Consider the following 25,662-nt stretch of genomic DNA (forward strand, 5'->3'; position numbering starts at 1 on the left):
TGGTAAGAAGTCTGTGTGAGCGGCGGCACAGCACCCGGAGACCGGAAGACCCGGCCGTCCGATGCCGTCGTCGAACAGCGGCGGCAGGACATCCTCGACCACGTCATCGAGCAGGGTGAAGCCCGCATCGACGACCTGACGTCGAAGTTCAAGGTCAGCCTGATGACCATGCACCGCGACCTCGACGACCTGGCCGAACGCCGGCTCCTGCGCAAGCTCCGCGGCAAGGTCGAGGCCTACCCGGCGCTCACCATCGAGACCGCCGCCCGCTTCCGCGACACCCTCCACCACGGCGAGAAGGACGCGCTCGGCGAAGCCGCGGCCAAGCACGTCCAGCCCGGCCAGACCGTCTTCGTCGACGACTCAACGACCCTCCTGCCGCTGGTCAAGCGCCTGGCCGAGATCGACGCCCTCACCGTCGTCACCAACTCGCTGCACGCCGCCCGCCTGCTCGGGCCCAAGGTCGACGTCGTCCTCGCCGGTGGCCGCTACAGCCACGAGTACGACTCCTGCGCCGGTCCCGAGGTGCTCGGCCTGCTGGACTCCATCCGCGCCGACGTCTCGTTCGTCTCGGTCACCGCCGTCGCCGTCGGACGGCTCTTCCACCCGGACCGCGACTACGCCGAGCTGAAGAAGGCGGCCCTCAAGGTCGCGAACCACAACGTCCTCGTCGTCGACCACTCGAAGTTCGGCCGCACCGCGACCTACGCGCACGGCGACGTCGGCGACTACGACCTGCTGATCACGGGCCAGGCCACGCCCACCGAGGAGATCGAGGCCGCGCTCAACGCGGGCACCGCGATCGAGATCGTCGAACACGTCGCAGAGGGGCAGCCCTATGACAGCTGAACTGGTCGCCGGCATCGACTCGTCCACCCAGTCGACCAAGGTCGTCGTGTGCGACGCCGCCACCGGCGAGATCGTCCGCACCGGCCGCGCGCCGCACCCCGAGGGCACCGAGGTGCACCCCGACGCCTGGTGGGAGGCGTTCGGCGAGGCGTCCAACGGCCTGCTCGACGACGTCAAGGCCATCGGCGTCGGCGGTCAGCAGCACGGCATGGTCACCCTCGACGACCAAGGAGAGGTCGTCCGGCCGGCGCTGCTCTGGAACGACACGCGCTCGGCGCAGGCGGCCCTCGACCTCGTCGACGAGCTGGGCGGCCCGTCGGTCTGGGCGAAGTCCGTCGGCTCGGTGCCGGTCGCCAGCTTCACCGTGACGAAGCTGCGCTGGCTGGCCGAGAACGAGCCGAAGCTCGCCGACCGCGTCGCCCGCGTGCTGCTGCCGCACGACTGGCTGACCTGGAAGCTCACCGGCGGCGACCCGGTCACCGACCGCGGCGACGCGTCCGGCACCGGCTACTTCTCGCCGTCCGACAACGCCTACCGCCCCGACGTCCTGAGCCACGCCTTCGGCGGCCGGACGCCGGAGCTGCCGACCGTGCTCGGCCCGGCCGACGCGGCCGGCCACACCTCGGACGGCGTGCTCGTTTCGGCGGGCACGGGCGACAACATGGCCGCCGCGCTCGGGCTGGAACTGCGGCCCGGCGACGTCGTCGTGTCGCTCGGCACCAGCGGCACCGTGTTCGGCGTCGCCGAGACCGGCGCGGCCGACGCGTCCGGCGAGGTCGCCGGGTTCGCCGACGCCACCGGCCGCTTCCTCCCGCTGGCCTGCACGCTCAACGCCGCCCGCGTCCTCACCGCGACGGCGTCGATGCTCGGCGCGACCCTGGGCGAGTTCGATCGGCTCGCCCTGACCGCCGAACCGGGCTCCGGGGGCCTGACCTTCCTGCCCTACCTGGACGGCGAGCGCACCCCGAATCTGCCGGGCGCCACCGGCTCCCTGGGGGGTTTGACCAGGGACAACATGACGCCGCAGAACCTCGCGCGCAGCGCCGTCGAAGGCATGCTCTGCGGCCTCGCCGCCGGTCTCGACGCGGTGCGCGCGCACGGCCTCGACGTCCAGCGAGTGCTGCTGATCGGCGGTGGCGCGCAGTCGGCCGCCGTCCGCGCGGTCGCGCCGATCGTCTTCGGCGTACCCGTGCAGCTGCCCGAAGTCGCCGAGTACGTCGCGCTGGGCGCGGCGCGGCAGGCGGCGTGGGCCCTGGCTTCGTCGACGCAGTCTTCCAGCGCGGAACCCCCGTCCTGGCAGGAGAACCGGAAACTTCGGCTCGAGCTGGACGAGCCGACCGAGGCGCAGCGCGCCGAGGGCCACCGGATCCAGCAGCGCCACCTCGAAGCCCGCGAAGCGGCGTACGGGGTCCGGCGGAATCTCGGAGAGGACTGACCGATGGCTTCCATCACCTACGACAAGGCGACCCGCCGCTACCCCGGCGCCGAGCGGCCCGCGGTCGACGCGCTGGACCTGGAGATCGCCGACGGCGAGTTCCTCGTGCTGGTCGGCCCGTCCGGCTGCGGCAAGTCGACCAGCCTGCGCATGCTCGCCGGGCTCGAGGACATCGACGAGGGCGCCGTCTGGATCGGCGACCGCGACGTCACCCAGCTGCCGCCGCGTTCGCGCGACATCGCGATGGTGTTCCAGAACTACGCGCTGTACCCGCACATGACGGTCGCGCAGAACATGGGCTTCGCGCTGAAGATCGCCGGGCGGCCCGCGTCCGAGATCAAGCAGAAGGTCCTCGAGGCGGCGAAGCTGCTGGACATCGAGCAGTACCTCGACCGCAAGCCGAAAGCGCTCTCCGGTGGTCAGCGCCAGCGCGTCGCGATGGGCCGCGCGATCGTCCGCGAGCCGCAGGTCTTCCTCATGGACGAGCCGCTGTCGAACCTCGACGCCAAGCTGCGTGTGTCGACGCGTACGCAGATCGCCGCGCTGCAGCGCCGCCTAGGCGTCACGACGGTGTACGTCACGCACGACCAGGTCGAGGCCATGACGATGGGTGACCGCGTCGCGGTGCTGTCGGACGGCCTGCTGCAGCAGTGCGACACCCCGCGCGCGCTGTACGACAAGCCCGCAAACGCTTTCGTCGCGGGCTTCATCGGCTCCCCGGCGATGAACCTGGTGACCGCGAAGCTGACGGCGGACGGCGCGGAGCTGGGCGGCGGCAGCGTGGCCCTGACCCGCGAGGTCATCGCGGCCGCGGACGGCGACACGGTGACCCTCGGCTTCCGGCCGGAGTCCCTGGAAGTGACCACCGAGGGCCCCGACTCGGTGCCGATCAAGGTCGACCTGGTCGAGGAGCTCGGCTCGGACGCGTACGTCTACGGCAAGCTGGCCGAGACGGACGCCGAGGGCACGAAGTCCAACATCGTCGCCCGCGTGGACCCCCGCACGCCGCCCGCCATGGGCGACACGCTGCACCTGCGCATCCGCCCGGACGAGCTGCACGTGTTCTCCGCCACATCGGGTGCGCGCCTGCCCTGACCGGCAGCGGTCGATAACCCCCACCACCCCGAAGCCGGATTGTGACTACGGCCGGTAGCACCGCGTCAAGGCGGGAAAGCGTGCCTTGACCCGGCACTACCGGCCGTGTTCTGGCTTCGTATCGGGGTGCAGGGAGGGGTCTGGGTGGGGTGCGAGTCATGCCTCAGCGTGCGGTTCGCGCTCCCGGGTGGGCATGCTCACGCAGGGCACGACCTCGGGTCATGGGAAACTGGAGGGCGCCATGACCTCCAGTTTCCCGCGCGCGCAGGTCGACATCGACCTCGACGCGACCCGCCACAACCTCGCCTTGCTGGGCGCCCGCGCGCCCGGCGCCGAGGTGATGGCGGTGGTGAAGGCCGACGCCTACGGTCACGGCGCGCTGCCGGTGGCGCGCGCCGCGGTCGAGGCTGGTGCGTCCTGGCTGGGCACCTGCTCACTCGGCGAAGCCCTCGCCTTGCGCGAGGCCGGGATCACGACCCGGCTGTTCAGCTGGCTGGACACCCCGGACATCGACTTCGCCCCGGGCGTCGAAAAGGACATCGACCTCGGCGTCAGCTCCCTGGGTGAGCTTCGCCGCATCGCCGCCGCGGTGAAAGCGGGTACTCGGGCCCGTGTGCACCTCAAAATCGACACCGGGCTCTCGCGCAACGGCTGCCCGCCCGCCGAGTGGGCCGAACTCGTCGAAGCGGCGGCCGCCGAACCGCGGGTCGAGGTCGTCGCGATCTGGTCCCACCTCGCGTGCGCCGACGAACCCGGTCACCCCTCGATCGACCTGCAGGCCAAGCGCTTCGCCGACGCTTACGACGCCGCCCGCGCAGCCGGGCTCGACCCGATGCGGCACCTGGCCAACTCCGCGGCCCTACTCACCCGGCCGGACCTGCACTTCGACATCGTGCGGCCGGGTATCGCGATGTACGGCCTCAACCCCGTGCCGCAGCCCGAAGACCTCCGCCCGGCCATGACGTTCCGGTCGGCCGTCGCGCTGGTCAAACGGATCCGGGCGGGCGAATCGGTGTCCTACGGGCACACCTGGACCGCGCCGCGCGACACCACCCTCGCGCTCGTCCCGGCCGGGTACGCCGACGGGGTGCCCCGCGGCTTGTCCGGGCGCATGGACGTCTGGCTCGGCGGGCAGCGGCGGCCGGTCGCCGGGCGCGTCTGCATGGACCAGCTCGTCGTCGACTGCGGTGACGACGAACCGGCCGTCGGCGACGAGGTCGTCCTCTTCGGTGCGGGGACACACGGCGAGCCGACCGCCCGGGAATGGGCCGACAAGCTGGGCACGATCGACTACGAAATCGTCACCTCGATGTACCGCCCGCGCGTCCGGCGCCGGTATCTGGGGGAACGCCCGTGACACCTTCACGTCGACTGCTGGCCATCGCCGGCGGGGTCGGGGCCGTGGCCACCGGGACCGCCGCCGCCATCGCCGTCGCCGCGCAGCAGCGGCGGCACAGTGAGGATCCGTACGTGGACGAGCCGCTGGGGGAACTGAAGCCGGACCGCACTTCGACGGTCGCGGCCGAGGACGGCACGCCGCTTTCGGTCGAGGAAATCGACCCGGAGGACGGCGGGAAACCGGAACTGACCGTCGTGGGGGTACACGGCTTCGCGCTTTCGCGGCGCTGCTGGCATTTCCAGCGCCGCGACCTGGCCTCCCTGAGGCTGCCGCGCGTGCGTCAGGTCTACTACGACCACCGCGGCCACGGCCTGTCCGGCGCCGCTTCGGCCGAGACGTCGACCATCGAACAGCTGGCGCGGGACCTCGACTGCGTGCTGCGGTCCGTGGTGCCGGACGGACCCATCGTGCTGGTGGGGCACTCGATGGGCGGCATGGTGATCATGGAGCTGGCCGCCGAGTTCCCGGAAATCTTCGAAGACCGCGTACGCGGGGTTGCCTTCATCGCGACGGCCGCGGGCGAAGTCGGCGCACGCGGGTTGCCGCGTTCGCTGCTCTCGAAGTACAACCCGCTGACGCGCGCCGCCGGCGGTCTCGCCGGCTGGCAGCCCGGGCTGGTGGAGTTCGTGCGCGCGGCGGGCGGGCAGCTGACGCGGCAGGCCGTGCGGCGGCTCGCGTTCGGCAGCCGGGACGTCGCGCCGCGGCTCGTCGACTTCATGCTCGAGATGCTGGAAGTGACGCCGGTGCGCGGCCTCGTCAACTTCGTCGACACGCTCGGCAGCCACAACCGCTACGCCGCGCTGGCCGGGCTGAAGCACGCGGAAGTCCTCGTCGTCGGCGGTGATTCGGACCGGTTCACGCCGTTCGCGCACGCCGAGCGGATCGCGGCCGAGCTGCCCGACGCGGAGCTGGTGCGCGTCCGCGGCGCCGGCCACATGGTTCAGCTCGAGCAGCCCGAGCTGGTGAACAGCCATCTGATCGATCTCCTGCAACGCTGTTCCGGTGTGGACGGCGAATCCTCGTCCCGGCGAACCTGGTGGTGGCAACGTTGAGCATGGTGTTTCCCACGCCCGAAGAGACCATGGACTTCGGGCGGGCCCTCGGCCGCGTCCTGCGGGCGGGTGACCTGGTCCTGCTGGCCGGACCGCTCGGCGCGGGCAAGACGACGCTGACGCGCGGCATCGCCGACGGTCTCGGCGTCGGCGGCCGCGTCAGCTCGCCGACGTTCGTCCTGGCCCGGGTCCACCCGGCGGGCGCTGCCGGAGTGCCGCTGGTGCACGTGGACGCGTACCGCCTCGGCGGCGATCTGTCCCAATTGGACGATCTCGACCTCGACACGGACCTGGAGCGCTCGGCGATCGTGGTCGAGTGGGGCGAGGGTTCGGCGGAGCGCCTGTCGGACGACTACCTCGTGGTCCGGCTGGACCGCCGCGAGGACGACGTCCGCGAGATCACCCTCGAACCGCACGGCACCTGGGCCGACCGGGTTCCGGAGCTCACGACGGCTTGAGCACCGCCCGGGCGACCCCCAGGTCCACCAGGTCCTGGGGCCGCAGGTGCAGCTGGTTGGCGATGTCCGGCACCTCCGATGCCGGGCGCTTGAGGATCGCCGCCGCGGCTTCCGGGGAGGTCACCGAGAAGTACGCGTCCGGCGCGACCCACGTCGACTCCGCCGCGGCGAACGCCAGCGCCCCGCCCGAGCCGCCTTCGCCGATCACCAGCGTCGTCACCGGGACCGAAGCCGTCGCGACCGCCTCGAACATCTCCGCGATGGCCCCGCCCGCGCCCGCCTGCTCGGCGGCCGCGTCGTTCGCCGCGCCCGGGGTGTCGACCAGCGTCAGCACCGGGATTCCCAGCCGGGACGCCAGCTTGACCAGCCGCGCGGCCGTGCGGAACCCCGACGGCTGCGTCGGCGTGCCGCACTGGGCCGCGTAGGCGATCGTCCGCCCGTCACGCCAGCCGAAGCCGCACGCGACCCCGGGATCGACCCCGCCGACGCGGTCTCCGCTGATGTCCTCCCGCCAGTCGAAGTACGCGTCGAGGTACTCCGCCGCCCGGGCTCGCGATGGCGACCGCGCCGCCTGGACCGCCTCCCAGCCGGTCGAGGGCAGCGAAGCCGGACGCAGCGCGGAAGGCGGCGGCGCGGCCGCCGACGAATGCGCCGTCAGCAGCCGGAGCCACCGTTCCAGGGCAGGCCCGAGCTCGCCGGGGGAGACGACGGCGTCGACCTGACCCCACTCGAGCTTCGCTTCGGCGGTGTAGGCCTCCGGCGTCTCCGGCGGCCGCACGCGCGACCCGGCGAACCCGACCTGCGCCTCAGGCAGCGCGAGGATGACATCGGCGCCCGCGCCGAGCGTCGCCCAGCCGCCGCCGGTCGTCGGGTCGCGCAGCACCGAGATCCGCGGGATGCCCGACGCCCGCGTCAGCGCCGACGCCCGCGCCACCCGCTGTAGCTGCATCAACGCCCGCATGCCCTGCTGCATGCGGCTGCCGCCGGTCGAGATCAGTGACACCACCGGCAGCCGCGCGTCACGGGCGTGCGCGAACGCCGCCTCGATCCGGTCGCCGGTGCGCTGCCCGAGCGACCCGCCGAGGAACCCGAACTCGAAGGCGATCAGCACGGCTTCGACGTCGCCGATCTTCGCCGTCCCGCAGACGGCCGATTCCTTCTCGCCGGTGCGCTCTTCCGCCGCGGCACGCGCGGAGCGGTAGCCCGGCCAGCCGATCGGGCCGTCGGCCGGTTCGTCGCGCAACGGCGTGGGGAACTCCGCGAAGCCGGTCGAAATCGCGCCGAGGACCTCGCGCGCCGGCTGCCTAGACACCGAGCGCCCGCTTCATGACCTTGCCCATGTCGTTGCGCGGCAACGCGTCCAGGTACCGGACGACCCGCGGGCGCTTGTGCGGCGCGAGGAGCTTCGCGACGTGGTCGGCGAGCTCTTCGGCACTCGGCGGCTCCCCGGACGGCACGATCCACGCCACGATCCGCTCGCCGAGGTCGTCGTCCGGCTCGCCGGTGACGGCTGCTTCGGCGACGCGCGGGTGTTCGAGCAGCGCGTTCTCGATCTCGCCCGCGCCGATCTTGTAGCCGCCGCTCTTGATCAGGTCGGTGGCCTTGCGCCCGACGATCCGGACGTATCCGTCGGCGTCGCGGGTCGCCATGTCGCCGGTGCGGAACCAGCCGCCGTCGAACGCGGCCGCGGTCGCGTCCGGACGGTTGAGGTACTCGGTGAACAGGTTCGGGCCGCGCACCTGGATCTCGCCGACCGCGTCGACGTCGTCGATCACCTCGCCGGCCTCGCCGACGAGCCGGAGGTCCACTCCGCGCAGCGGCACGCCGACCGTGCCGGGTTTGCGCTCGCCGTCCGCGCGGACGCTCGTGTTCATCAGCGTCTCGGTCATGCCGTAGCGCTCGACGACCTGCTGGCCGGTCGCCGCGGTGATGCGCTGGTGGTCGTGCACCGGCAGCGCCGCGGACCCGGAGACGAGCAGGCGCGCACCCCTCAGCGCCGAGGCCAGCTCGGGGTTTTCACCGACTTCGCCCGCGATGCGGTGGTACATCGTCGGTACGCCGAAGAGCATGGTCGCGCCGGCCGTCAGTTCCCGGGCGACGCCGTCGGTCGAGAACCGGCCGAGGTGACGCACCGAGCCACCGCGGCGCAGCGGCCCCAGGATGCCGAGGATCAGCCCGTGCACGTGGAACAGCGGCAGCGCGTGCACCAGGACGTCGCCGTCGGTCCAGCCCCAGGCGTCCTCGAGGGCGTCCAAGGTGGTCGCGAGCGCGCGGCGGGGGAGGACCACGCCCTTCGGCGGGCCGGTGGTGCCCGAGGTGTAGACGATCAGGGCGGGCGTCTCGGGGTCCGGTTCTTCCCACGTCGGCGCGTCGCCGCCGGTCAGCGGGATGTCGCGGCGGGGGAGCGCGGCGAGGCCTTCGGGCAGCTCGGCGCCCGGCTCGGCCAGCACGAGGGCCGGTTCGCAGTCGGACAGGATGTGCGCCAGCTCGCGTTCGCCGATCTTCGGGTTGAGCGGCACCGCCGGCACCCCGGCGAGCAACGCGGCGACGACCGCGACGCTCGTGCGGATGGTCGGGGTCGCCCACACCGCGACGCGGCCGCGCGGCAGCTCGCGAGCGAGACTTCCGGCGACGGCGGCGAGGCCGGCATAGGTCAGCGTGTCTTCGCCGAACCGCAGAGCTTCCTTGGCGGCGCCGTTGCCGAGTTCGGGGAACATGGGGTCGGGCACCGCGGGGACCTCCCAGTGTCGGACTCGAACCGCACGTTACCGTGCTGATCCGTCCCCTGCAGCAAGCGGCCGAAGGCGCTGGTCGTAGGCTGGGACACCGTGTTGGTACTGGCGATCGATACCTCGACCCCGGCGGTGACCGCGGGCGTCGTCGCGCTGGACGGCGACCGGGTCGAGACACGGGGTGAACGCGTCACGGTCGATCCCCGCGCCCACGGCGAGCTGATCACCCCGCACGCGCTGGCCGCCGCCGAAGCCGCCGGGGTGTCCCTGAAGGACCTCGACGCGATCGTCGCCGGTGTCGGTCCCGGGCCCTTCACCGGCCTGCGTGCCGGGATGGCCACCGCCGCCGCGCTCGGGCACGCCCTCGGCATCCCGGTGTACCCGGTCTGCAGCCTCGACGCACTGGCCGCCGACGTCACCTCTGGCGATGGCGCTTTCCTCGTCATGACCGACGCGCGCCGCCGCGAGGTCTACTGGGCCGCCTACGACGCCGCCGGGCGGCGCACCGACGGGCCGCACGTCCAGCGCCCCGCCGACGTCGAGACCGACGTCAAGGCGGCGGCCGGGGACGGCGCTCTCCTCTACGCCGACGTGCTCGACGTCGAGGTGGTCGAGCCGCGCTTCCCGTCACCCGCGGGGCTCGTGAAGGCCGCTCGGAGTGCTTTGCTCGCTTCGGAGTCGCCGGGGCCGTTGACCCCGCTGTACCTGCGCCGTCCCGACGCCGCCGAGCCCGCGGCGCCGAAACGGGTGACCGCCCCGTGAGACTCGAGCCGCTGCGCCGCAGGGACATCGCCCGGTGCGTGGAGATCGAGCAGATCCTCTTCCCGGGCGACGACCCGTGGAGCTCCCGCGCGTTCCACTCCGAACTGGACGCGGGCAACTTCTACCTCGCCGCGCGCCCGGACGAGGGCGACGAGCTGCTCGGCTACGCCGGGCTGGCCGTCGTCGGGCGCCGCCGCGGCGAGTACGAGGCGACCGTGCACACCATCGGTGTCGCGCCCGAGTACCAGGGCCAGGGCATCGGCAAGGCGCTGCTGCGGGCGCTGCTGGAGCGGGCCGACGAGTTCGAGGCACCGGTGTTCCTCGAGGTCCGCACGGACAACACGACGGCTCTCGCGCTGTACGAGAGCCACGGCTTCGAACGGCTCGGCATCCGGAAGCGCTACTACCAGCCTTCCGGCGCCGACGCGTACACGATGGTCCGCCCGGCGCGGGCGCGAGACGAGGTAGCAGGCTGATGTCACGCATCATCATGGGCATCGAGAGCTCGTGCGACGAGACCGGCGTCGGCCTGGTCCGCCTGCACGACGACGGTGCGGTCGAGCTGCTGGCCGACGAGGTCGCCTCCAGCGTGGAGCAGCACGCCCGCTTCGGCGGCGTGGTGCCCGAGGTCGCCAGCCGCGCGCACCTGGAGGCGATGGTCCCGACCACCGAACGCGCCTTCGAGAAGGCGGGGCTTTCGCTGTCCGATGTGGACGCCATCGCGGTGACCGCCGGGCCGGGCCTGGCGGGCGCGCTGCTCGTCGGCGTCTCGGCGGCGAAGGCGTACGCGACGGCGCTGGACGTGCCGCTGTACGGCGTCAACCACCTGGCCGGGCACATCGCCGTCGACACGCTGCAGCACGGGCCGTTGCCCACGCCGTGCCTCGCGCTGCTGGTTTCGGGCGGGCACACGCAGCTGCTGCGCGTCGACGACATCGCGTCGTCGATCGTCGAGCTGGGGTCCACTGTGGACGACGCGGCGGGCGAGGCTTACGACAAGGTCGCGCGCGTCCTCGGCCTGCCCTACCCGGGTGGCCCGCCGATCGACAAGGCGGCCAAGAACGGCGACCCGGCGGCGATCGCGTTCCCCCGCGGCATGACGGGCCCGCGCGACGCGAAGTTCGACTTTTCCTTCTCCGGCTTGAAGACGGCGGTGGCCCGCTGGGTCGAGGGGGCTTCGCGGCGCGGCGAGGAGATCCCGGTGGACGACGTCGCGGCGTCCTTCCAGGAAGCCGTCGCGGACGTGCTGACCGCGAAGGCGGTCCGCGCGGCGAAGGAACAGGGAATCGGCACGATCGTGGTTTCCGGTGGCGTGGCGGCGAATTCGCGGCTGAAGGAGCTGGCGGCCGAGCGCTGCGCGGCGGCGGGGATCGAGCTGCGCGTCCCGCGCCCGCGCCTGTGCACGGACAACGGCGCGATGATCGCGGCCCTGGGGGCGCACGTCGTGGCGGCGAAGCGCCCGACGGCGGCGTTGGACTTCAGCGCGAACCCGGCGTTGCCGGTCGAGGTGGTCTCGCTCTAGCTACTGGGCGGTCCCCTTCAGCAGCCACCGGCCGACCGGCACTTCGAGCAGGACCCGGGGGCCGAACGGGGCGATCTCCGCCCCGGCGTCCCAGCCGTCGTACTTCGCGGAGAGCGCGGCCAGCACGTCCTCCCGCAGCGCGCCGCGATGCACCCGCGCGCGGCCCTCGGCGACGACCGGCTTGTCCCCGTCCTCGAGGGCGAGGCTGACCCGCGGGTCGTTCACGACGTTGCGCACCTTGACGTTCCGCTCGCCGCTGCCGATCCAGAACGCGTCGCCGAGGTAGGCGAACCAGACCGGGGTGACGTGCGGCGAGCCGTCCCCGCGCAGGGTGCACAGCCAGACATTGCGGTCCTGCCCGAGCCGGTCGGCGATCTCCATGTCGCCAGTTTGCCCGGCCGGCTTCGCGTGCGTCAGGAGGCCGCGACCTCGCGCCGGGCCGCGGAGGCCACCCCGAGCAGCTCCTCGATCGCCGCGACCGCCAGGACGGCCGCATTGCCTTCGCCGTAAGGGTTTCCGACCTGCGCGGGACGCAGCTCGCCGCTCAGGATCCGCGCCGCCGTGTCGGCGATGCGGGCGGTGTCCGTGCCCACCAGCCACGCACACCCCGCGTCGACGACCTCCGCCCGCTCGGTCACGTCCCGCAGCACCAGCACCGGGGTGCCGAACGTCGGGGCCTCCTCCTGGATGCCGCCCGAGTCCGTCAGCACCAGCGACGCCAGCCGCAGCGCGCGGACCAGGTCGGGGTACTCCAGCGGATCCGTGACCGTCACGCGCGGCAGCCCGCTCAGCGCCGCCTCGACCTGGCCGCGGACGAGCGGGTTCGGGTGGGCCGGGAACAGCACCTGCACGTCCGGGTGCTCGGCCACGATCAGCTGCACCGCGGCGAGGGTCCGCTCGAGCGGCTCACCCCAGGATTCGCGGCGGTGCGACGTCACGAGCACCAGCCGTTCACCCGCCTCCGCGATCTCCATCTCCAGCAGCGCCAGCGCCGTGTCCCGCGCCGGGAGGTCACGGGCCGCGATGTCCAGCACCGCGTCGACGATCGTGTTGCCGGTGACGGCGATCCGTTGCCGCGCAACGCCTTCCGTGCGCAGGGCCGCCGCCGCGCCGAGCGTCGGCGCCAGGTGCAGCGCGGCGATCCGCGACACCATCTGCCGCGCGCCCTCCTCCGGGAACGGCGCCGCGAGGTCGTGCGTGCGCAGCCCGGCTTCCAGGTGCACCACCGGCACGCCCAGCCAGAACGCGGCCAGCGCACCGGCGAGCGTCGTCGTCGTGTCGCCCTGGACGACCAGCGCGGCCGGGGTGTGCCGGCGCAGCACGTCGTCGAGTGCGGGCAGCAGGCCGGCCACGAGCTCCGCCTGACTGCCGGTGACCCGCGGCGGCACGTCCAGCCATGCGTGCACCGTCAGGCCGAACGGTTCCAGGGCCTGCTCGACCATGCCCGCGTGCTGGCCGCTGTGCACCAGGACCGGCCGCAGCACCGGGTGCCTGTCCAGCGCCAGCGCGAGTGGCGCGAGCTTGAGCGCTTCCGGCCGGGTCCCGGCCAGCACCATCACATCCACCGTGCGGTGCTCCTTGTCCACGTGATCCAGTCTCCAGGAAAATTTCCCCCAGGGGGCCGCCGGCGTGCGAGGGGCACACGCCGGCGGCCGGTGTCTCAATCCCGCGCCTGGGAGAGACGGCGGTTGCGGCGGTGGACGGCGATCAGCGCGCCGGTCCCGAGCAGGACCAGGAGCACGCCGACGGCCAGCCACCACCCGATGTCGGCGCCGGTGGCGGCGAGGGTGCCCACCCCGCCACCGGCCACGCCGACTCCGGCGCCCGGCATCTTGTACATCCGGACCTCGCTCAGGCCTGGGCCGCGCGGCGGCGGAGGATGCGGGTGCCGGCCGGAACCGCGACGGCGCCGAGCAGGCCGAGCCCGATCCACAGGCCCGCGCCGGACGCCAGCGGCATCGGCGGCGCGGCCGGGCCGCAGGTCGCCGACGACACGATCACGTCACCCGAGCCGAGCGCCTTGAGCCCTTCGCCGAGCAGCTTCACGTGGACGGCGTTGACCGTGAGGCTGCCGTCCTTGTTCGGGATCTGCTCGTTCAGGATGATCGTCGCGACGTTGACCGGGCCGAGGCCCACCTTGACCAGCGTGTTCGGCGCCGGGGCGGCGTCGACGGCCCCGACGCTGCCGAGGTTCGCGCCGACCAGTTTCGTGCTGCCCTCGACGCCCTTCTGCGTCGCGGTGCAGACGGCCTCGACGAGCTTGATGCCGACGTCGCCGAGCGCCGGCTTGAGCAGCGGCAGCACGACGTCGGCGGTGCTCGCCTTCGCCGTCACCGCACCGGAGTTCTCGTCGCGCTTGGCTTCGGCGTTGATCACGCCGGTCTTGAGGATGCCGGTCAAGTCGACCTTCGCCAGGCTGCTGCTGGTCGGGCCCGCGGTGTTCGCGGCGGCGAACGGGCCGGCCTTCACCGCTTCCTGGCCGAGCAGCTTGACGTCGACCTTGACGCCGTACGCGGACCCGTCGCCGGGGGCCGCCGAAGCGGGGGCCGCGCCGGCGAGCACGACGCTCGCCACGACCGCGGCGAGCAGGCCGCCACGGCGCACGAGGGAGCTCTTCATCAACTGATCCTCCGAATTCGCTGGATTGATCTCGGGGGTGCGTGACGGCGGCGCCGATCGAACCGGCTTTGCCTCGACTCGGCACGCGGATCGACTATCGCGAAGAGCGGCGCGAATAGCACTCGATATTTCCCGAATCACCGGATCGGGTATTGCCCGGCGGCGTTTTCGCAGGTCGCTTTCGATGTCACTCGAACGGCGTAACAAGTTCGCCGAAGCTCCAACCGATTGGGGCGGCGTTTCCACCCCTCCGAGTGGAAACGCGTGGCACGCATGTCCTACGCTCGCCCGAGGTCCGCACCTTGGTCGAAGAATCGAATCCGAGAGGAACGTCGTGGCCGCAGCGAGCGCTCCGAACTCAGGAATGGCAAAGTTTCCGCTGGTCATCGCGCTGAGCGCGCTGGCCGCCGCGGGTGTCGTCGTGGTGCTGGCCGAGCGGTTCTACCGCGAACTGGAAGTACGGCTGGCGGGGGCGATCCTCGATCTGTTCACTACATCGGGTGTCTATGTCGCCCCCGATCGGGAGTCCGTTTACTTTGGGTTGACGGGTGCTGCTCCATTCGGGTTGAGAATGACGCCGGAATGTTCTTCGGCGTTCCTTTTGCTTCCCTTGCTCGTTGTGACGATGGTCATGGTGTACTTCCGGCCTTCGAATGCCCGGCGGCTCTTCTTTTCGCTCGGCATTTCCGCTGTCGTCGTCGTACTGGTGAACCAGCTGCGCATTCTGACGATCGTCGGCCTCGTGCACGGGTTCGGCACCGACGAGGGCTACTACTGGGGTCACACGCTGCTCGGCTCGATGGTGAGCGTGTTCGGCGGCGCCGTCTCGATCGTCCTGTTCGTCTGGCTCGCCACCCGGAAGAAGAACGCATGAGCGTCAAGGTCCTGCTGGCGATCACGCAGGCGTTCGCGCTCACGATGAGCGTGGCGTTCCTCGTCTACGTGGTCGTGATCGTGGTGCCCTACCTGCGCCGCAAACCCGCTCCGGTCGGCGACCCGGCGGACTTCACCTGGCACTTCTTCGTGCCGTGCCGTGACGAGCAGACGGTCATCCGCGAGACGATCCGCTACCTGCGCACGACGTTCCGCAGGGCGCACGTCTGGGTCGTCGACGACGACTCGGAGGACCGGACCGCCCGCGTCGTCCGGATGCTGTGGCGGCGCCACGGCGGCTACGACCCGTACCTGCACCTGGTGCCGCGCACGCGGCCCGAGGCCAGGACCGGCAAGGGGGACGCGCTCAACGCGGCGTACCGGGCCCTGAACGACTGGATGGGCCCGGACGCGTCGCGCGACGACGTCGTGGTGGTGGTCGTCGACGCCGACGGCCGTCCGGCGCCGAACTGCCTGGAGGTCTGCGCGGCGGACCACCTCTTCGGCGACCCGGCGGTCGGGGCGGTGCAGCTCGACGTCTGGATGGGCAATGCCGGAACACCACCGCCATCGCGCAACCCGGTCGGCCGCTGGTTCGGCCTGAAGCTGGCCCAGCTGCAGGACCTGGAGTTCCGGACGGCGATCGCGGCGATCCAGACGTCCCGCGGGTTCACCGGCACGATCTCCATGGGCGGCAACGGCCAGTTCACCCGCCTCACCGCGCTGGACTCCATCGCGGGCGAGGACGAGCAGCCGTGGCGCGGCTCGCTGCTGGAGGACTTCGAACTGGGCGTCCACCTGCTCACGGCGGGCTGGCGCACCGGGTTCACGCCGGATTCCCATGTGTCGCAGGAAGGTCTGTACAGCCTGCGGCGGTTCCTCGTGCAGCGCACGCGGTGGGGCCAGGGCACCATGCAGTGCGCCCGGTACCTCCGGCGGATCTGGGATTCCCCGCACGTCAGCACGCTCGGCGCGGCGGAGATGATGTACTACCTGGCCCAGCCGTGGCTGCAGCTGCTCGGCTCGCTGCTGTACCCGATCCCGTTCGTGCTGCTGGTGATCGGCACCGCGGGCGACCCGGCGCGGATGTGGACGTGGTTCACCGGCGGCGCCTGGATCCTGTTCGCCATCTACGGCTCGTTCGGGCTCCTGCCGTTCCTCGTCTGGGGCCCGATCTACCAGCTGAAGTGCTTGCGCAGCAAGAACATCCTGCGCGGGCTGGGCATGGGGCTGGCGTACGCGGCGTACATCTACACGTTCTACGTGACGTCGTGGCGCGCGCTGTTCCGCCTGGTGCGCGGCCGCAACGGCTGGGCGAAGACGCGCCGCAACACCGAACAGGCGGCCGGGGCGAAGGTCGCCCTGGACGCCTGAAAAGCCGTGAAGGCCTCCTTCCCGGCCATAAGAGCCGGGAAGGAGGCCTTCACGGACATTCGGTCAGAACGCGGGCAGGATCCGGACGTCAGCCGCCTTGACGAACGCGATCCGGTGCCCGAACTGGATCTGGACGTACTTGAGCTTGCCCTTGACGACGACGTGGTCGGCGACGTCGAACGTCGTCGCGTAGTAGTACTCCGACCCGACGGTGCCGGCCGACGAGTACTTCTGGCCGGCGGAGAGGGTGTACGGCAGCGGCGTGATCGCCTGCACCGGCACGTTCGCCGGGTAGGCCTCGGGTTCGGGGTAGGCCCGCCCGTACACCGGCACCGACGCGAGGCCGGGTTTCGGCGTCACGACCCAGCCGATCGCGGGCTTCGCGACGCGGGCGTGGCGCGGGTTGTGGAACCAGCCCTTCTGCCCGAGGTACCAGATCGCCGTCCAGTCGCCACGGACCTCGGCGACGCTGTACTGCTGCCCGGTCGCGACCCGGCTGCCGACGTCGGAGACGTCCATTGTGGACACCGAGCCGTCGGGGTGGAGGCCGGCGTCCTTCAGCAGCGGCGAGGTCTCACTGGGCTCCGAGTGCAGCACGACGGCCTCGGAACCGCGTGGCGCGCAGGTCGTGCCCGGGCTGTCGCAGCCGGTGAAGGCGGGCTGGTTCTTCGCGAAGTCGGGGTCGATGGTGACCAGCGACGAGCCGGGCAGGCCGAACCCGCCGAGCGGGGCGCCGAGCAGGTCGAAGTAGTGCGACCAGTCCCAGTAGGGGCCCGGATCCCAGTGCATGCCCTTGATCGTGGCCGGGGTGGTGCCGGGCACGTTGTCGTGGCCGATGATGTGCGCGCGGTCGAGCGGGATGCCGAACTTGCGCGCGAGGTAGCCGACGAGCTTGGCGCTCGAGCGGTACATGGCCTCGGTGTACCAGGTGCCCTTGGCGGCGAAGCCCTCGTGCTCGATGCCGATGGACTTGGCGTTGACGTACCAGTTGCCGGCGTGCCAGGCGACGTCCTTGGTCGGCACGTGCTGCGCGATCAGGCCGTCGTTCGAGCGGATGGTGTAGTGCCAGCTCACGTACGTCGGGTCCTGGGCGAGCTTGAGGACGCTGTCCCAGTAGCCCTCGGTGTCGTGGATGACGATGTGGTCGATCTTCTGGCTCTCGGGCCGGTTCGCGAGGTCGTGGTTGCCGTAGTCGTCCTTCGGCAGCTGCTGGTAGGGCGCGGGAACGGACTCGCAGGCGACGCGCCGGGGGCATTCGACGCCGGCCGGTGTCTTGTCGGCGTGCTGCGGGACGACCAGGTCCGGCGCCGGGCTCAGCGTGACCTGCTGGCCGTCGTCGGTCGTCCGGGCGGTGCCGGTCTTGATGGTGTCGAAGACCTCGTCGGCGAAGGTCTGCGCGGCGTCACCGGTGGACCCGCTGTACTTCGCGACGGCGTCGTACCAGTTGTCGCCGGTGTGGTACTTCGCCAGGAGGGCGGCCCCGCCGCGGATGTTCTGGGTGGGGTCGGAGCGCAGGGTCGCGGCATCGGTGTGGAGCAGCTGGGCGGCCTCGTCGACGGTCTGCAGCTGCTGAGGCGGCGCGGCGGGCGCGGCCTGCGGGTGCAGCGCGGGGCGGGCATCGTCGCCGCGCGGGTCCTCGCTGCCTTCGTCGTGGTGGCTGGTCGCGACCCCGGCCGCGCGCAGGTCGGTGAGGTGCATGGGACCGTAGCCGGCGGCGGTGCTGGGCGTGCCGGCGTTGGAGTCCCACCGGGACTCGAGGTAGGAGACCCCGAGCAGCACGTTCTCCGGAACGCCGAACTCAGCGGCGGCGGCGGCGAAGTCGCGTTGCCGCTGACCGGTGGTGTCGGCATGCGCCGGAGCGGCAAGACCGGTGAGAAGAGCAACAGCGGCGGCGACGGCCGCCGTTCTCGGGACAGGACGGGACATGGGCATAAACCCCCAGGGTTCAGGTGCCAGACGTGAGCACCTAACCAGAAACTCACCCCGGGGGTAAGGGGCTCGCGGAACCGTGGCTAGGCGCGTTTTCCGGAACCCGGAAGACCGCCGCTGACGGCGTGCCCGCCGTGCACCGGATAGAGCGGCCCTGCGACGCGGTTCCGCGACTTGCCCCCGTCGGGCGTGAACGGTTTCGGCTTCGTGCCGCGCAGGTGGTGGAGTGCTTTCCAGGCCCGCTCGCGGGCGGCGTTCTGCCGACCCGAGTGTGCCGGCCGGTTCTCGAAGCTCCGGAGGACAGCGCGGAGGCATGCTTCGAGTTCGCGCTCGCGCCGCCGAGCTTCGGGCGGGACGTCCGCCTTCCGGCGGCGCGCGGTGCCGTAGCACGCCACGTGCCGCGCCACGGCCGCATCGAGGCCGGCAGCGATCGCTTCGGCCCGCTTCGTCTTCCGCTTGGGTCGAGGTGTGCTCTTCCCGCCGGTCGGTGCACCCACGTGGCGAAGGTCGCCCAGCTGCCCGGCACCGTTACGGAAACGGCCGGTCAGCCCGTCCACGAGGGCGCCTCACACGCCCGGGTGCACCCTCCTTGCACGACTGGCACTCACGTGGCTAGAGTGCTAATCGCACGGCCCGACAGCCCCGGCACCCGCGACGGCGGGGGTGGTAGAGCCGTAACCACATCCTGCCAACGCTTTCGACGACCGTGGAGGTCAACCCGGTGAGCGTGAACATCAAGCCGCTCGAGGACAAGATCGTTGTCCAGACGAGCGAGGCCGAGGAGACGACCGCTTCCGGCCTCGTCATCCCCGACACCGCCAAGGAGAAGCCCCAGGAGGGCAAGGTTCTGGCCGTGGGCCCGGGCCGGATCGACGACAAGGGCAACCGCGTCCCGCTCGACGTGAACGTCGGCGACGTCGTCATCTACTCGAAGTACGGCGGCACCGAGGTCAAGTACAACGGTGAGGACTACCTGATCCTGTCCGCCCGCGACGTGCTGGCCGTCATCAACTGACGTCCGCTCGCAGCGCATGACGCCCCGGGCCCCTGCAGAACGCCGGGGAGCGGGGCGTTCTTGCGTCCAGAGAAAGGTAAGCGGAACACGCTATGCCCAAGCAGATCAACTTCGACGAGGACGCTCGTCGCGCGCTGGAGCGCGGGGTGAACAAGCTCGCCGACGCGGTCAAGGTCACCCTCGGCCCGCGCGGCCGCCACGTCGTGCTCGACAAGAAGTTCGGTGGCCCGACCATCACCCTCGACGGCGTGACCGTCGCCCGTGAGGTCGAGCTCGACGACCCGTTCGAGAACCTCGGCGCGCAGCTCGCCAAGAGCGTCGCCACCAAGACCAACGACGTCGCCGGCGACGGCACCACCACCGCGACCGTGCTCGCGCAGTCGCTGGTGAAGGTCGGCCTGCGCAACGTCGCGGCCGGCGCCAACCCGACTTCGATCGGCCGCGGCATCGAGGCCGCCGCGGAGAAGGTCATCGAGGTCCTCAAGGCCAAGGCCACCCCGGTCAAGGGCCGCGAGAACATCGCCCAGGTCGGCACCGTGACGTCCCGCGACGCCAACATCGGCGCCCTGCTCGGCGAAGCCGTCGAGAAGGTCGGCGAGGACGGCGTCATCACCATCGAGGAGTCGTCGACCCTGGCGACCGAGCTGGTGATCACCGAGGGTGTCCAGTTCGACAAGGGCTTCCTCTCGGCGCACTTCGCGACCAACCCGGAGGAGCAGAAGGCGATCCTCGAGGACGCCTACGTCCTGCTGCACCGCGAGAAGATCTCGGCGCTGGCCGACCTGCTGCCGGTGCTGGAGAAGGTCGTCGAGGCCAAGAAGCCGCTGCTCATCATCGCCGAGGACGTCGACGGCGAGGCGCTGTCCACCCTCGTGGTGAACTCGCTGCGCAAGACGATCACCGCCGTCGCGGTCAAGGCGCCGTTCTTCGGCGACCGCCGCAAGGCGTTCCTGGACGACCTCGCGGTCGTCACCGGCGGCGAGGTCATCTCCGCGGAGATCGGCCGCAAGCTGTCCGACGTCGACCTCGGCTCGCTGGGCAAGGCGCGCCGGATCGTCGTCACCAAGGACGACACCACGATCGTCGACGGTGCCGGCTCGAAGGACGCCATCGCCGGGCGGGTCGCGCAGATCCGCAAGGAGATCGAGACGACCGACTCCGACTGGGACCGCGAGAAGCTGCAGGAGCGGCTCGCGAAGCTCGGCGGCGGCGTGGCGGTCATCAAGGTCGGCGCGGCCACCGAGACCGAGCTGAACGAGCGCAAGCACCGCATCGAGGACGCCGTGGCGTCGACCAAGGCGGCCGTCGAGGAGGGCATCCTGCCCGGCGGTGGTTCGGCGCTGGTCCACGCGGTCAAGGAGCTCGAGGGCGGCCTGGGCCTGGAGGGCGACGAGGCCACCGGCGTGCGGATCGTCAAGGACGCGCTGACGGCCCCGCTGTTCTGGATCGCGACCAACGCGGGCCACGAGGGCGCGGTCATCGTCAACAAGGTGCAGGAGCAGGGCTGGGGCCAGGGCTTCAACGCCGCCACCGGCGAGCTGACCGACCTGCTGGCCGCCGGCATCGTCGACCCGGTCAAGGTGACCCGGTCCGCGGTGGCGAACGCCGCCTCGATCGCGCGTCTCGTGCTGACGACGGAGTCGTCGGTCGTCGAGAAGCCGGCCGAGGAAGAGCCCGCCGCGGCGGGCCACGGCCACTCGCACTGACGCTTCACCGAAAACGGGGCGGCACCTCTCGGAGGTGCCGCCCCGTTCTCGTGCCCGGATGGCACGGAGGGCGGCACCCCACCCGGTGCCGCCCTCCGATGTCTGTGGGGCGCTCAGCCGCCGGACATGCTGAGCGCGCGTTTGTCGGACTTGATGATGTGTTCCCGTTCGGACTCCGAGAGCCCGCCCCAGATGCCGTACGGCTCGTGCACCGCCAGCGCGTGGCTGCGGCACATCTCCAAGACCGGGCAGCTCAGGCAGACGGCCTTCGCCCTGGCCTCCCGCCGTGCCCGCGCCGGGCCGCGCTCGCCGTCCGGGTGAAAGAAGGACGCGCTGTCCATCCCCCGGCACGACCCTTCGAGCTGCCAGTCCCACATGTCGGCGTTGGGTCCTGGGAGCCTGCGCGTGTCTGCCATCCTGACCGCCTCCGTCATCCGGTCGATGCCGCTAGCTGCTCTGCTGTGGTGCCGATACTCCATTCGGTGCAACGGCGGTAACGTTAGAAGCGCGCCAATAGTTGTTCAAGCGATCCGACGCGATTCAGCCGTTAGGCATCCCCCGGATGTGTGAGCAGGGCTTTCGCCTCCGGTTGCCGACTGCGCTGGGTGCCTGGATATTGAGGCTCGTGGGAGCTGGGTCGGGCACCGAAGAACCCACCCTGCCGGTGGCCTCGGTCGCCCGCCGGCTCGGGGTCGCGCCGTCCACCCTCCGAACCTGGGACCGCCGCTACGGGCTGGGTCCCAGCCGCCACACCGACGGCCGTCACCGCCGCTACGGCAGCTCCGACATCGGCAGGCTCGAACTGATGCAGCGCGCGTTGCTGAGCGGCGCGTCGACGGCGGAGGCCGCGCGCTACGCCCTCGAGCAGATGCCGCGCTCCGGGCCGCCCCAGCCGGAGGAGCTTTCCGAGCCCGCCGGCACGGCCGTGGCCGACGACGGCCTCGAGGTCCGCTCCCGCCTGGCCCGGCGGCTGAGCACCGCCGCGCTCGCGATGGACGTCGGCGCGGTCCAGCGCATGCTGGCGGACACGATCGCCGAACTCGGCGTGCTCCCCGCGTGGACGGGCGTGATCGAGCCGGTGCTGTCGGCCCTCGGGGCCCGCTGGCGCGGGGCGAGCGCGGGCGCCGAGGTCGAGTACCTGCTGGCGGAGTGCGTGTTCGCGGCGCTGGTCCGGGCGACCCCGGTGCTCGACGAGCCCCGCAACACCCGCCCGGTGCTGCTCGGCTGCGTCCCGGAGGAGCGCGACACGATGCCGATGTACGCGCTGGCCGCGTCCCTGGCCGGACGGCGGATCGGCGCGCAGCTGTTCGGCGTGCCGCTGCCGGCGGAGGTCCTGGCGGTCGCGGTCCGCCGGAGCGCGCCGGCCGCGGTGGTGCTCTGGGCGCACCGGCGTGGCGTCGCGGACACGCGGCTGTTCGCACGGGTCTCGCGGGGCCGGCAGCGCAGCCGGCTGTTCGCGTGCGGCCCGGGCTGGGACCCGGCGGGGCTGCCGGACAAGGTGGAGCTGCTGACGGACCTGCCGAGCGCGGCGGACCGCATCGAGCACGTCCTGGTCGGCGCCCGCCGGTAGCCGCCGGATTTTCGCGCACGCGGTGGTTGCCTCCGGGTGGTCGCCCCCGGGTGGTCGCGAATGACTCATTCCGGACCTCCGGCGTCCCGAATGAGTCATTCGCGACCATCGCCGCGCTGGGTTTTCCCAGGCCAGGACGGCATGGTCCGAGTTGTCCACAGCCTCGCTCCCGATGTGGACAACTTCGGCAGGAGAGCCGCGATCCACCGGTTTCGTCGGACCTCGCCGATAAACTGGACCGGGGTCAGCCCCCAGGGACGGGTGGGGCCTGTTCTGTGGGGCGGGGGCGGCGTCGCAGCGCCCCTTTCAGGTGCCGAACCGTCGTGAACCGCACGCTGAGGCATGACTTGCCCCGGGATCACCCAGGCCTCCCCGCTGTGGTCACAATCCGGCTTCGGGGTGGTGGGCACTGAGCTGCAGGACAGCCGCATCGCGGCCCATCCGGTAGCGCGCGCGTGGCGGAGCACACCGGTCTCGATCATGTTTTTGTCGGTCCAAGCCGCTAGAAAGGACGGGTGCACGAACCCGCCCTGAGGGCCGCCGCGTTCGGGAGCGACCCGCTGCCCGATCCCGCCGTCGTGCGCGGTGCCGGCCGTCCGCGGGAGCGGCTGCTCTCCGCCATCGTGCTCGGCGCCCAGGGCCGGTACGCGGCCGCGGCCGGCCTCCTGGACGTGCTCCGGCGCGAGAACGACCTCCTCCACGCTTCCCTGGCCGCCAGCACGCTCGGTGCCCACCGGCGGCAGCTGGGCGGGCACCGGCAGGCCCGCGCCCTCGACGGCGAGGCCTTCGCCAAGGCCGCAGGCCTCGAAACCGGTTCCGACCCGGACGGCCTCGACGCCGCGGGTGCCCGGGCCGACGCCCTCCTCGGCCTGGCCGCCGACAACCTCGCCCTGGGCCGCCTGAACGCCGCGAGGAGGCTCGCCGAGCGGGCCGAGGACCAGCACGCCGGGTGGCGGGCGCGGGTCCGCGGCGGCTGGGTCGGGGCCGAAATCGAGCTCGCCGCAGGTCAGGGTGCCGCTGCCGTGCCGTACGCCGAGCGCGCATTCGAAACCGCGCGAGAGCGCGGTGCGCGGCGGCACGTCGTGAAATCCGGGATTGTGCTGGCCGTGGCCCTGCGGGCGGCCGGCCGTCCCGATCACCGGGAGATTTCGGACGACCTTGTCGGAAATGCAATGGCGACCGCCGAGGAATGCGAACTGCTTTCACTTTTGTGGCCGGCGACCCTCGTCGCGGCCGACCTGCGCCCAGGACACGCCGAGGAGTATCGATTCAGAACGACCGAGGTGTTGCACGCAGTGTTACGGAGCGCAGATCCTTGCGGGAGGAGGATCGCGGGGGAATCGCCATGGGTGCCCGCCCCGGGTGGTTGAGCCGTCGGAATGGGGTGTTCCGGCATCCGGGCTAAGAAACTTCAAAAAAAGCCACCGGATCGTGTCAAGGTTCGGGCTAAAGCGTCCGATAGGGGAAGAGGGTGGCCGACGCGCATCGCGCGGCGGCGCGCAACCGGGCCGAGCCGGTGGCCGAAATCCCCGACGAGATCGAAGGCGGGGTCGGCCCCGAGCAGCGGGCGCTGCAAGGCGAACTGAACGAGCGGATGTCCCAGTTGTTGCAGGTGCTGCCGGACAAGCAGCGGGAGATCGTGGTGCTGCGCGTGGTCGTCGGCCTGTCGGCGGAGGAGACCGCGGACGCGGTCGGTTCCACCCCCGGCGCCGTCCGCGTCGCCCAGCACCGCGCCCTCGCGCGGCTGAGAAAGGTCCTGGCCGCGGAGGAGGTGATCTAGTGACCGGTCACGAGAGAGGTTTCGAGCCGGACGACGTCTTCGGCAGTGGCCTGACGGCCTCGGAGGCGGAGTTCGCCGCCGACCTGTCGGCGGTACAAGCCGACGACGCGCTGCTCGACGCGCTCGGCGGGTCCGACCCGGCGCTTGCCGACGGTCTCGGCGACCAGGAGCTCAACGCGTTGCTGGTGGCGTGGCGAAGAGACATCGACAGCGAGCCGCTGGCCGAGCTGGTCGACGTCGACACCGCCGTGCGGACCGTCAGCACCGCCGCCCTCGCGAAGCGGCACGCCTCGGGCGGACGCCGCCGCAGGCTGCTCGTCCCGGTCGCCGTCGCCGCCGCCGTGCTGGCGATCGCGTTCACCGGCACGGGGCTGGCCGCGCGCTCCGCCGAACCCGGCGACACCCTGTGGGGCCTCGCCAAGGTCCTCTACTCCGACCACACCCGCTCGGTCGAGGCGGCCGCGACGGCCAAGCTCGACCTCGAGAAGGCCAACCTGGCCATCGCCGGCGGCAACCTCGACGCCGCCCGCCAGGCCCTCCGGGACGCCCAGGCCGCGCTGTCGCAGGTCACCGACGAGGAGAACCGCGACCAGCTGATGGAGCAGCACCGGCAGCTCGCCGCGCAGCTGCAGAACCCCGACGCGCCGGTCCAGGGCCCGATCCAGACCTCCGTGCCGCCGGTCTCGCCCGGCGCGCCGACCTCGCAGGTGCCGCCGGCCGGCTCGGCGACGTCCATCCCCGGCAGCGGCAGCGGCACCACGAGCCTGCCGGGCAGCGGGACGCCGACCCCCACGCCTCCGCCGCCCCCGCCGACCACCGAGTCGCCGACCCCGACGCCCACCCCGCCGACCACCACGGTCGCCAGCGGGAACGAGCCGGGGACGCCGCGCAGCGAGTCCGCCGGCGGTCAGCCGCAGGGCGTCACCGAGACGCCGTAAGCGATCAGCCCGTGAAAAAGCCCTGGTGAGCTTGCTCACCAGGCCTTTTTCACGAATACGGGGGTCGGTGCGCTCAGTAGGCGCTTTCGTTGGCCGTCACGCCGTCGGCGAAGCCTCGGCAGTAGTCCCAGCTCACGTAGTCGCCGGGGTTCGGGTCGTAGGCCGGCTCGTGCGGCCGCATCCGGCCGTCGGCCAGCAGCTGCTCGAGGCTGGCCCGCAGCAGGTGCCAGTCGTGGTAGTGCGGTTCGTCGCACTCACCGCAGTCGACGACGATCCCGCGAACCCCGCGGGGCTCGAGCAGGGCCTGGTAGACGGCCAGATCCGAGAGGTCGGCCAGCAGTTCGGTGCGTTCGGAGTCGCTGATCGGCTCGTCCAGCCGGTCCTCGGGGTCTCCGAATGCGCGGGCCGGGTCGTCCGGGTCGTCCGCGAACGGGTCAGGGGGCAGGACATCATGCGCCACGGCCTGCACGGTACCGGGCGGCCCCGGCGGCTCGCCCACCGCCCGGGGCGGGCCGCGGGCGGTGGATATCATGAGGGGAAGGCTCCGAGTCGCC

26 protein-coding genes and 1 pseudogene are annotated in these 25,662 nt (G+C 71.9%); 17 read left to right on the forward strand and 10 right to left on the reverse strand.

Translation table 11 applies throughout. From position 1 onward, the window contains the following. Positions 1-15 precede the first annotated feature (15 nt). The 6 genes from AB0G28_RS02450 (at position 16) to tsaE (ending at position 6,288) form a co-directional block, all read left to right on the forward strand. The gene (locus tag AB0G28_RS02450; protein ID WP_361082138.1) at positions 16-849 is read left to right on the forward strand and encodes a DeoR/GlpR family DNA-binding transcription regulator; all 834 of its coding nucleotides are present in this window, start codon (positions 16-18) and stop codon (positions 847-849) included. After that, positions 839-2,284, forward strand: coding sequence for a xylulokinase (gene xylB / locus AB0G28_RS02455; protein ID WP_361082140.1), 1,446 nt, complete (start codon positions 839-841; stop codon positions 2,282-2,284). The genes AB0G28_RS02450 and xylB overlap by 11 nt, the downstream gene beginning before the upstream one ends. Positions 2,285-2,287: 3 nt before the next feature. After that, a complete protein-coding gene (ugpC, locus tag AB0G28_RS02460; RefSeq protein WP_361082142.1) occupies positions 2,288-3,379 on the forward strand; it encodes a sn-glycerol-3-phosphate ABC transporter ATP-binding protein UgpC in 1,092 nt (363 codons plus the stop codon). A gap of 241 nt (positions 3,380-3,620) precedes the next feature. Next, complete coding sequence (alr, locus tag AB0G28_RS02465; RefSeq protein WP_361082144.1) at positions 3,621-4,736, forward strand: alanine racemase; 1,116 nt, start codon at positions 3,621-3,623, stop codon at positions 4,734-4,736. After that, positions 4,733-5,830, forward strand: a complete 1,098-nt coding sequence (locus AB0G28_RS02470; protein ID WP_361082146.1) for an alpha/beta hydrolase — start codon at positions 4,733-4,735, stop codon at positions 5,828-5,830. Before alr ends, AB0G28_RS02470 begins: the two co-directional genes overlap by 4 nt. Next, on the forward strand, positions 5,827-6,288 hold the full coding sequence (tsaE, locus tag AB0G28_RS02475; protein WP_361082148.1) for a tRNA (adenosine(37)-N6)-threonylcarbamoyltransferase complex ATPase subunit type 1 TsaE: 462 nt from the start codon (positions 5,827-5,829) through the stop codon (positions 6,286-6,288). Before AB0G28_RS02470 ends, tsaE begins: the two co-directional genes overlap by 4 nt. Here tsaE and AB0G28_RS02480 read toward each other — a convergent pair. Next, positions 6,275-7,600, reverse strand: coding sequence for a carboxyl transferase domain-containing protein (locus AB0G28_RS02480; RefSeq protein ID WP_361082150.1), 1,326 nt, complete (start codon positions 7,598-7,600; stop codon positions 6,275-6,277). The two genes, tsaE and AB0G28_RS02480, sit on opposite strands and share 14 nt — an antisense overlap. Continuing rightward, positions 7,593-9,017 carry an acyl-CoA synthetase gene (locus AB0G28_RS02485; RefSeq protein ID WP_361082151.1) on the reverse strand — a complete coding sequence of 475 codons (1,425 nt, stop codon included), beginning with the start codon at positions 9,015-9,017 and terminating at the stop codon, positions 7,593-7,595. The genes AB0G28_RS02480 and AB0G28_RS02485 overlap by 8 nt, the downstream gene beginning before the upstream one ends. Positions 9,018-9,116: 99 nt before the next feature. Between AB0G28_RS02485 and tsaB the strand changes: the two genes are divergently transcribed. The 3 genes from tsaB to tsaD are packed head-to-tail and all read left to right on the forward strand — an operon-like array spanning position 9,117 to position 11,304. Next, positions 9,117-9,782 (forward strand): tRNA (adenosine(37)-N6)-threonylcarbamoyltransferase complex dimerization subunit type 1 TsaB, encoded by a 666-nt coding sequence (gene tsaB, locus AB0G28_RS02490; RefSeq protein ID WP_361082153.1) that lies wholly within the window; start codon positions 9,117-9,119, stop codon positions 9,780-9,782. After that, the gene (gene rimI, locus AB0G28_RS02495; protein WP_361082155.1) at positions 9,779-10,258 is read left to right on the forward strand and encodes a ribosomal protein S18-alanine N-acetyltransferase; all 480 of its coding nucleotides are present in this window, start codon (positions 9,779-9,781) and stop codon (positions 10,256-10,258) included. Before tsaB ends, rimI begins: the two co-directional genes overlap by 4 nt. After that, positions 10,258-11,304, forward strand: coding sequence for a tRNA (adenosine(37)-N6)-threonylcarbamoyltransferase complex transferase subunit TsaD (gene tsaD, locus AB0G28_RS02500; protein WP_361082156.1), 1,047 nt, complete (start codon positions 10,258-10,260; stop codon positions 11,302-11,304). The genes rimI and tsaD overlap by 1 nt, the downstream gene beginning before the upstream one ends. On the opposite strand, the gene AB0G28_RS02505 is transcribed toward tsaD, so the two are convergent. The 4 genes from AB0G28_RS02505 to AB0G28_RS02520 all read right to left on the reverse strand — a co-directional run bounded on the left by AB0G28_RS02505 (position 11,305) and on the right by AB0G28_RS02520 (position 13,923). After that, positions 11,305-11,685, reverse strand: coding sequence for a pyridoxamine 5'-phosphate oxidase family protein (locus tag AB0G28_RS02505; RefSeq protein ID WP_361082158.1), 381 nt, complete (start codon positions 11,683-11,685; stop codon positions 11,305-11,307). Positions 11,686-11,717: 32 nt separating this feature from the next. Continuing rightward, complete coding sequence (gene wecB, locus AB0G28_RS02510; protein WP_361082362.1) at positions 11,718-12,869, reverse strand: UDP-N-acetylglucosamine 2-epimerase (non-hydrolyzing); 1,152 nt, start codon at positions 12,867-12,869, stop codon at positions 11,718-11,720. Positions 12,870-12,964: 95 nt separating this feature from the next. Further along, entirely contained in the window at positions 12,965-13,144 is a 180-nt protein-coding gene (locus AB0G28_RS02515; RefSeq protein WP_093948949.1) for an LPXTG cell wall anchor domain-containing protein, read from the reverse strand. A gap of 11 nt (positions 13,145-13,155) precedes the next feature. After that, positions 13,156-13,923: a choice-of-anchor P family protein gene (locus tag AB0G28_RS02520; RefSeq protein WP_361082160.1), complete on the reverse strand. Its 768-nt coding sequence runs from the start codon at positions 13,921-13,923 to the stop codon at positions 13,156-13,158. Between the two features lie 364 nt (positions 13,924-14,287). On the opposite strand from AB0G28_RS02520, the gene xrtP reads away from it, so the two are divergent. Both xrtP and AB0G28_RS02530 read left to right on the forward strand, forming a co-directional pair. Beyond that, positions 14,288-14,797, forward strand: a complete 510-nt coding sequence (gene xrtP / locus AB0G28_RS02525; protein ID WP_361082364.1) for an exosortase P — start codon at positions 14,288-14,290, stop codon at positions 14,795-14,797. Next, positions 14,794-16,170 carry a glycosyltransferase family 2 protein gene (locus AB0G28_RS02530; protein WP_361082162.1) on the forward strand — a complete coding sequence of 459 codons (1,377 nt, stop codon included), beginning with the start codon at positions 14,794-14,796 and terminating at the stop codon, positions 16,168-16,170. Before xrtP ends, AB0G28_RS02530 begins: the two co-directional genes overlap by 4 nt. Before the next feature lie 63 nt (positions 16,171-16,233). Here the strand turns inward: AB0G28_RS02530 and AB0G28_RS02535 are convergent, their stop codons facing one another. Next, positions 16,234-18,096: a peptidoglycan recognition family protein gene (locus tag AB0G28_RS02535; protein ID WP_361082164.1), complete on the reverse strand. Its 1,863-nt coding sequence runs from the start codon at positions 18,094-18,096 to the stop codon at positions 16,234-16,236. 86 nt (positions 18,097-18,182) lie between these two features. Beyond that, a complete protein-coding gene (locus tag AB0G28_RS02540) occupies positions 18,183-18,596 on the reverse strand; it encodes a hypothetical protein (protein ID WP_361082166.1) in 414 nt (137 codons plus the stop codon). Between the two features lie 224 nt (positions 18,597-18,820). Between AB0G28_RS02540 and groES the strand changes: the two genes are divergently transcribed. Together groES and groL are read left to right on the forward strand one after the other, a co-directional pair. Then, the gene (gene groES, locus AB0G28_RS02545) at positions 18,821-19,114 is read left to right on the forward strand and encodes a co-chaperone GroES (RefSeq protein WP_004559922.1); all 294 of its coding nucleotides are present in this window, start codon (positions 18,821-18,823) and stop codon (positions 19,112-19,114) included. Between the two features lie 92 nt (positions 19,115-19,206). Then, entirely contained in the window at positions 19,207-20,820 is a 1,614-nt protein-coding gene (groL, locus tag AB0G28_RS02550) for a chaperonin GroEL (protein WP_361082168.1), read from the forward strand. Positions 20,821-20,933: 113 nt separating this feature from the next. Here groL and AB0G28_RS02555 read toward each other — a convergent pair whose 3' ends face one another. Further along, on the reverse strand, positions 20,934-21,236 hold the full coding sequence (locus tag AB0G28_RS02555; protein ID WP_033261506.1) for a WhiB family transcriptional regulator: 303 nt from the start codon (positions 21,234-21,236) through the stop codon (positions 20,934-20,936). Positions 21,237-21,445: 209 nt separating this feature from the next. Here AB0G28_RS02555 and AB0G28_RS02560 point away from each other — a divergent pair, with 209 nt between their 5' ends. The 4 genes and pseudogenes from AB0G28_RS02560 (at position 21,446) to AB0G28_RS02575 (ending at position 25,108) form a co-directional block, all read left to right on the forward strand. Further along, positions 21,446-22,390, forward strand: coding sequence for a MerR family transcriptional regulator (locus tag AB0G28_RS02560; protein WP_361082171.1), 945 nt, complete (start codon positions 21,446-21,448; stop codon positions 22,388-22,390). A 515-nt stretch (positions 22,391-22,905) separates the two neighbouring features. Further along, positions 22,906-23,760 carry a hypothetical protein gene (locus tag AB0G28_RS02565; protein WP_361082172.1) on the forward strand — a complete coding sequence of 285 codons (855 nt, stop codon included), beginning with the start codon at positions 22,906-22,908 and terminating at the stop codon, positions 23,758-23,760. A gap of 98 nt (positions 23,761-23,858) precedes the next feature. Next, positions 23,859-24,170 (forward strand): annotated as a pseudogene (locus AB0G28_RS02570) (sigma-70 family RNA polymerase sigma factor); the annotation flags it as partial. Continuing rightward, complete coding sequence (locus AB0G28_RS02575) at positions 24,170-25,108, forward strand: anti-sigma-D factor RsdA (RefSeq protein ID WP_361082174.1); 939 nt, start codon at positions 24,170-24,172, stop codon at positions 25,106-25,108. The pseudogene AB0G28_RS02570 and the gene AB0G28_RS02575, both read left to right, overlap by 1 nt. A gap of 73 nt (positions 25,109-25,181) precedes the next feature. On the opposite strand, the gene AB0G28_RS02580 is transcribed toward AB0G28_RS02575, so the two are convergent. Beyond that, complete coding sequence (locus AB0G28_RS02580; protein ID WP_003073549.1) at positions 25,182-25,577, reverse strand: DUF5319 domain-containing protein; 396 nt, start codon at positions 25,575-25,577, stop codon at positions 25,182-25,184. Between the last annotated feature and the right edge of the window lie 85 nt (positions 25,578-25,662).

It is taken from the genome of Amycolatopsis sp. NPDC021455, from assembly GCF_040640995.1.
Lineage (GTDB): Bacteria > Actinomycetota > Actinomycetes > Mycobacteriales > Pseudonocardiaceae > Amycolatopsis.